Source organism: Rhodococcus sp. CX, from assembly GCF_015865005.1.
Taxonomy (GTDB): domain Bacteria; phylum Actinomycetota; class Actinomycetes; order Mycobacteriales; family Mycobacteriaceae; genus Rhodococcus.
In genome coordinates, this window is sequence record NZ_JADZGH010000130.1 from 22851 (window position 1) to 25331 (window position 2481).

Sequence of the window (2481 nt, forward strand, 5' to 3'; positions counted from 1 at the left end):
CGTCGGGTCGTTCCGTTCCCGGGAGCGGCATTCAGATGCCGAGCGCCGAACGGCCTCGCACGATCGCTCGTGCGAGGCCGTCCCGGCTTCGGTGGATCGAGCTTCGGTGGATCAGCGCGTGCCGTACAGGCGGTTGATTCCCGCGATCATCGCCCGCAGCGTCGACTCCGCGGCCGTGCCGCCCAGTCCCATCACCCAGCAGCTGCGCTCGTCGTCGGACTCGCACAGCAGGAACGTCGCGTGGGTGTCCCCCATGTCCTGGCGGTGGAACGAACGGATTTCGAGGCGGAAACCGAGCTCGTGGATCATGCCGGTCATCGCGGACACCGGGCCGGTCGCGACGGAGGCGGTGCTGCGCTCCGTCCCGTCGAGCTCGAAGGTCGCCTCGTACGCGCACAGTCCCCCGGTCAACACAGTGGTGTTCCAGGCGCGAAGTTCCAGCGGCCCGCCCTGCGGGGCGTAGTTCGCCGCGAATTCGGTCCAGGACATGCCGGCGGCTTCGGCGCGGAGCGCGAGCGGCAGGGCACGGCCGTAGCGGGCGGCGAACGGGTCGAGCGAGGTGAGTCGATCCGTCTCGGTGCAGGAGGCGAAGGGACGCGCAGCGGCGATACGACGATCGGAAGCGAAGGAGGTGAAGGCGTTCATCGGAGGAGGTCTTCCACGAGAAGGGAGGACCGACAGGTAGCTCAACGACCCGCAGCGAGGGGTCGGTCCGAATCAGACCCCGCTACGGCGGTGAACTACGAGTACGCGCTTCATGACAAGCCACAGTAAAGGGCGAAAGTCCGAAAGGCAACCTTTGCACCGTCGATACGTGATCGAAACGTGACCGCGGAAAGTGGAACCTGAGGAACCCCTCATGTATCGTCAGTGGTGCCATCCCCCCCGATGGTAGATGAACCCCAGCCATGACCCCCCATCCAAGGCTGGGGTTCAGCCATATCCGGGGCACGTTCGTTTCTCGGGTTCGTTTCCAGGGCAGGTCCCATGCCCCCGGCCACCCCTAAGCCGACCCGGCCCCGCGTACTTCACGCCCCGCCCACCTGTCCGTGGGCCGGGTGGTCTACTGGAACCTATGTCCACGCCCTCAGTCGAAGAGTCCGCCGTCTCCGTCGCACAGGCCGGGATCTGGGACACCGAAACGCTCGCCGACGTCGCCGCCACCACGTTTCCGCTCGCGTGCCCTCCCGGATCGAACCGGGACGACATCGACGAGTTCATCGCCGAGACCCTCTCGGCGGAACGGTTCGGCGAGTATCTGACCGATCCGACGCGGATCGTGCTGAAGGCGAGCATGGGCGGCGAGATCGTCGGTTACCTGATGGCGATCGACGCACCGCCGGCCGACCCCGACATCGCGGCGATGATCACGGCGACCCCGGCAGTGGAGATCAGCAAGCTGTACGTGCTGCCGGGCCGTCACGGCACCGGCGTGTCAGCGGCGCTCATGGCCGCGATCGTGGAGCGCGCCGCGGCGGCCGGGCGTGCGGGACTGTGGCTCGGGGTGAACCAGGAGAACGAACGCGCCCAGGCCTTCTACCGCAAGCAGGGCTTCCGGACGGTGGGCACGCGCACGTTCCTGGTGGGTTCACAGACCCACCAGGACTACGTCATGCAGCGCGAACTGTGAGGCGCCCAAGGCATACCCCTCAGCTGGCGGCGACCTCGCGTCTGCTGGCGCTGTCGCGCTTCGAGGTCGCGCGAAGGTACTTCTTGCGGTAGCCGCCGGCCAGCATCTCCGGCGTGAAGATCTCGTCGAGCTTGGCACCGGCCACGGTCACCGGAATGCTCGCGTCGTACAGCCGGTCGGCGAGCACCACCAGACGCAGTGCGACGGACTGGTCCTCGGCCGGGTGCACCCCGTTGAGGAAGACGGCCGACACGCCCTCGATGAGCTTGCCGTAACGCGACGGATGCAGCGTGCTCAGGTGCGCGCACAGCTCGTCGAAGTCGTCGAGCGTGGAGCCGGGGATCTGCTCGGCGCGTTCGATCAGTTCCTCCGCCGAGATCGGGTCCGGCGCCGGCGGCAGGTCGCGGTGCCGGTAGTCCGGGCCGTCGACGCGCAGCGTCTCGAAGATCGAGGCGAGCTTCTTGATCTCGCGGAGGAAGTCCTGTGCCGCGAACCGGCCCTCACCGAGCTGGCCGGGAAGCGTGTTGGAGGTCGCCACGATCGACACTCCACGCGCGGACAGCTCGGTCAGCAGACGCGACACCAGCATCGTGTCGCCCGGATCGTCGAGCTCGAACTCGTCGATGCAGAGCACGCTGTGGGTGGAGAGCTCCTCGACCGCCTTGTTGAAACCGAGCGCGCCGACCACGTGCGTGAGCTCGACGAACGTGCCGAACGCCTTGGGCGAGGGCGCGCTGTGGAAGATCGACGCGAGCAGGTGGGTCTTGCCGACACCGAACCCGCCGTCGAGGTACAGCCCGGCGCCGGTGGACGGCGCCTTGCGACCGAACAGACCGCGCTTGCCGCCGCGG

Annotated in this window: 3 protein-coding genes; 1 reads left to right on the forward strand and 2 read right to left on the reverse strand. The window is 67.8% G+C overall.

Annotated features, from left to right (window positions below; genetic code table 11):
- Positions 1-111: 111 nt before the first annotated feature.
- Positions 112-645: a 2-isopropylmalate synthase gene (locus I0Q12_RS14180; protein WP_231610642.1), complete on the reverse strand. Its 534-nt coding sequence runs from the start codon at positions 643-645 to the stop codon at positions 112-114.
- Positions 646-1075: 430 nt separating this feature from the next.
- Between I0Q12_RS14180 and I0Q12_RS14185 the strand changes: the two genes are divergently transcribed.
- Positions 1076-1630, forward strand: coding sequence for an N-acetyltransferase (locus I0Q12_RS14185; protein WP_197252524.1), 555 nt, complete (start codon positions 1076-1078; stop codon positions 1628-1630).
- Positions 1631-1649: 19 nt separating this feature from the next.
- On the opposite strand, the gene zapE is transcribed toward I0Q12_RS14185, so the two are convergent.
- The coding region (gene zapE / locus I0Q12_RS14190) for a cell division protein ZapE (RefSeq protein ID WP_231610643.1) at positions 1650-2481 on the reverse strand (832 nt) is incomplete at its 5' end.

What these genes read in the sequence shown, in the direction of transcription:
- I0Q12_RS14185 (WP_197252524.1), top strand. Translation starts at nt 1,076, where the DNA reads ATGTCCACGCCCTCAGTCGAAGAGTCCGCCGTCTCCGTCGCACAGGCC.
- I0Q12_RS14180 (WP_231610642.1), bottom strand. Translation starts at nt 645, where the DNA reads ATGAACGCCTTCACCTCCTTCGCTTCCGATCGTCGTATCGCCGCTGCG.